Source organism: Bradyrhizobium sp. PRIMUS42, from assembly GCF_023006515.1.
GTDB lineage: Bacteria > Pseudomonadota > Alphaproteobacteria > Rhizobiales > Xanthobacteraceae > Bradyrhizobium.
On record NZ_JALBGZ010000658.1, the window covers coordinates 1 to 3,491 of the forward strand.

Below are 3,491 nucleotides of genomic sequence, written 5' to 3' on the forward strand. Positions count from 1 at the left end.
CTTCGACAGCAGGGCGCGGCCGAGCGCGACGCGCTGGCGCTCACCGCCGGAGAGCTTTCCGGGACGGCGGCCCTGCAGGGCGCCGATATCGAGGAGGTCGATGACGCGCTTGTGCTGGGCAGGATCGGGCGCCAGGCGGTTCATCTGCCGGCCGTAGTCGAGATTCTGCGCGACGTCGAGATGCGGAAACAGCCGTGCGTCCTGAAAGACATAACCGATGCGGCGGCGCCAGGTCGGGATATGGAGGCCGGCCACGGTGTCGTCGACGGTCTCGCCGTCGATCACGATGGTGCCGCGGTCGGGCCGCAACAGCCCTGCGATCATGTTGACCAGCGACGTCTTGCCGGCGCCGGAGGCGCCGAACAGGCCGATGACGCGGCCTTCGCCGGTGAAGTTCGCGGACAGCGAGAACTCGCCGAGCTGCTTTTCGATGTCGACCCGCAGCATGATCAGTTCCCGTGCAATCGCGCGGTGGCGCGGCGGGCGAACCATTCGGCCGCGATCAGCGCGCCCAGCGCGAGCACGATCGAGACGATCACGAGCCGGCCCGCGGCGGCGTCGCCGTCCGGCGTCTGGATCAACGAGTAGATCGCGGAGGAAATCGTCTGGGTCTCGCCGGGAATGTTGGAGACGAAGGTGATGGTGGCGCCGAACTCGCCGATCGCCTTGGCAAAGCCGAGCACCATGCCGGCGAGTACGCCGGGCAGCGCCAGCGGCAGCGTCACCGTGAAGAACACTTTCCAGGGGGCGGCGCCGAGCGTTTCGGCCGCCTGCTCGAGCCGGCGGTCGATCGCCTCGATCGACAGCCGCATCGGCCGCACCAGCAGCGGGAACGACATCAAGCCGCAAGCAAGCGCCGCGCCGGTCCAGCGGAACGCGAAGACGATGCCGAGATGGTCGGCGAGGAAGCCGCCGACGAGGCCGCGCCGGCCGAACGTCAACAACAGCAGATAGCCGGTGACGACAGGCGGCAGCACCAGCGGCAGATGCACGAGCGCATCGAGCACCGACTTGCCCCAGAAATCACGCCGCGCCAGCAGCCACGCCAGCGCGATGCCGAATGGCGTCGCCACCAGCGTTGCGATGATCGCGACCCTGAGCGAGAGCAGGATCGCGGTCCATTCGGCGGGAGAAATCGCGGACATCAAGCCGGAGATATCACGTCGTGGGGCTGATCAGGAACCTGAAGCCGTATTTTTCCAAGATGGTCTTGGCGGCCGAGGAGCGCAGGAAGGCGAGATAGCCGTTGGCCTCGCCCTTCGCGGTCGTGGTCGCTGCGACGGGATAGATGATCGCGGGATGCGAATCCGCCGGGAAGGTGCCGACGATCTTGACGCCGGGCTCGACCTTGGCGTCGGTGGAATAGACGATGCCCAGATTGGCCTCGCCGCGCGCCACCAGCGTCAGCGCCGCGCGCACGCTCTCGGCCATGGCGAATTTCGGCTCGGCGGCCTGCCATGCCCCGAGCTTTTCGAGTGCCGCCTTGGCATATTTGCCCACCGGCACCGACTTGACGTCCCCGGTCGCAATCCTGCCGTCGCCGGCAAGCTTGGCGAGGTCAAAACCTTGTGCGATCGCGACGTCGTCGACCTTGGAATCCTTCGGCGCGATCAGCACGATGCTGTTGCCGAGCAGATTGACTCTGGAAGGCTCGTTGATGGTCTTCTTGGCTGTCGCGTAGTCCATCCAGTCGGTGTCGGCCGAGACGAACACGTCGGCCGGCGCGCCCTGCTCGATCTGCCTCGCCAGCACCGAGCTGGCGGCATAGCTGACCGAGAACTTGACGCCGGTCTTGGCGGTGTAGGCAGCGTCGACCTCGTCGAGCGCGTTCTTCATCGACGCCGCGGCAAACACGATGATGGTCTTGTCCTCGGCAGCAGCAGGCGAAAGGCTCGCGCTTGCGAGGACGACGAAGGCGGTGACAAGTCCTGAAATGCGTAACATGGGGAGCGCTCCGTGCGAGTCCGCGTGCGCAAAACGCACGCGCAAGTCTGGCGTTGGGTGGGTGAGTTGCGACGGGCGGAAGCGCTGTTCCACGGCCCCTTGCGACGGCTTACGGCCGGCGGGGACATCGCGGTGCAAACATAGCAGGCCGAGGCCCCAGGTCAAAGGCGACCGTTGGCCTATTGCGCCGGCAGGATCGCGATCGACAGCGAATTGTCCTTGGCGCCGCTGACCTGGAGCACAAAAGGCTTGTCCGACAGCTCGTATTTCACGGTCTTGCGGATGCCGTCGCAATCGGTCGCGCCGCTGAAGGCCACGGGCTTGAGGACATGTCCATCCTGGACCACGTCAATCCAGGCGCCGGCGGACAGGCTGATCGTGTAGAGCCCGGCCCTGGTGGTCTTGATGCCTGTGAAGCCGGCAAAGGTGCCGTCCTTCGGCGCGCGCTCCGGCGGCGTGGGCAGCTTTGCTTCACTCGGGGCAACCAGCCCCAGCGTGATGGCGGATGACGGCACGGCCGCCTGCTCGCTTCCCGATGCGAGCTTGGTGCGGTCCGGAGCCGTGAGCACGGCGCGCTCCCGCTCGATCGGCCATTTGAACTTGTCGCAGCCGCTGGGCTCTTCGGCCGCGAAAGCGGAGGTCGCACCGAACGAGAGCGCAGCGAGGAAGGCGAGTATGCGCATGTGAAATCCCATCGTTGGCCACGCGAAGGAGGCGAGGCTTGCGGTCAGGCTTGTTGAACGACGGGATGCGCATCCCGGAATGCCGCGGTCTTACGGCACGGCGGCGGGACGATCCTAGCGCATTGGGGTGATGCGAACCAACCAACGAGTTCGTCATCCCGGACAAGCGCAGCGAAGCGGAGCGCAGATCCGGGGTCCATGGCCACAGGGAGGAGACGAAGATTTGGACCTTTCACGCCAAACTTCTCCCTGTGGCTATGGGGCCCTGCTTTCGCAATGCTTTCGCAGGGACGACGGCGGTGGATGAGGCGACAGCACGCCCATCCGCGCGCTACGGCTTCGCATCCGCCGCGTGCAGCACCGCCTTGCAGGCCGCGGGCATCTGCGCCAGCGTCATCGGCGGCTTCGGTTTTGGCGGCTCCGGCGGCGGCTTGGGGTGCAGCACCGCGTCGGAGAACCAATAGGAGAGATCGGCGGGTTTGCAGCCTTCGTCCTCGGATTGTGACGGCTGACCCTCGCATTCCCCGGCGCCAGCCGGGCAATGCATGCGGATGTGGAAGTGGTAATCGTGGCCCCACCAGGGACGGATCTTCGACAGCCACGCGCGGTCGCCCTTGGCCTCGCGGCACAGCGCCTTCTTGATCGCGGCATTGACGAAGATGCGCTGCACCCCCGGCTCCCGCGCCGCATCGCGCAGCACCAACACATGGCCAGGCGTGAACACTTTTGGATCGATGTCGAGCCGGTCGGGGCGCACCATCATCACCGCCGACATGTCCTCGCGCTCCTCGCGCGAGAGGCGGCGGTCCGGCATCGGCGTCAGCCAGATGTCGGCATCGAGGCCGATCTGGTGGCTGGCATGGC

5 protein-coding genes are annotated in these 3,491 nt (G+C 66.4%); all 5 read right to left on the reverse strand.

Going from position 1 to position 3,491, the window contains the following annotated elements:
* On the reverse strand, positions 1-447 hold a 447-nt coding region (locus MOV75_RS31310; RefSeq protein WP_247007250.1), incomplete at its 3' end, for an ATP-binding cassette domain-containing protein.
* A 2-nt stretch (positions 448-449) separates the two neighbouring features.
* A complete protein-coding gene (modB, locus tag MOV75_RS31315) occupies positions 450-1,145 on the reverse strand; it encodes a molybdate ABC transporter permease subunit (RefSeq protein ID WP_246931199.1) in 696 nt (231 codons plus the stop codon).
* Positions 1,146-1,158: 13 nt separating this feature from the next.
* Complete coding sequence (gene modA / locus MOV75_RS31320) at positions 1,159-1,944, reverse strand: molybdate ABC transporter substrate-binding protein (RefSeq protein ID WP_246931200.1); 786 nt, start codon at positions 1,942-1,944, stop codon at positions 1,159-1,161.
* Positions 1,945-2,123: 179 nt separating this feature from the next.
* The gene (locus tag MOV75_RS31325) at positions 2,124-2,627 is read right to left on the reverse strand and encodes a hypothetical protein (RefSeq protein ID WP_246931201.1); all 504 of its coding nucleotides are present in this window, start codon (positions 2,625-2,627) and stop codon (positions 2,124-2,126) included.
* Positions 2,628-2,958: 331 nt separating this feature from the next.
* On the reverse strand, positions 2,959-3,491 hold a 533-nt coding region (locus tag MOV75_RS31330; RefSeq protein ID WP_247007251.1), incomplete at its 5' end, for a penicillin-insensitive murein endopeptidase.

Bases quoted from the DNA above. Each gene is read 5' to 3' on its own strand.
- modB (WP_246931199.1), bottom strand. From the start codon at position 1,145: ATGTCCGCGATTTCTCCCGCCGAATGGACCGCGATCCTGCTCTCGCTC.
- modA (WP_246931200.1), bottom strand. From the start codon at position 1,944: ATGTTACGCATTTCAGGACTTGTCACCGCCTTCGTCGTCCTCGCAAGC.
- MOV75_RS31325 (WP_246931201.1), bottom strand. From the start codon at position 2,627: ATGCGCATACTCGCCTTCCTCGCTGCGCTCTCGTTCGGTGCGACCTCC.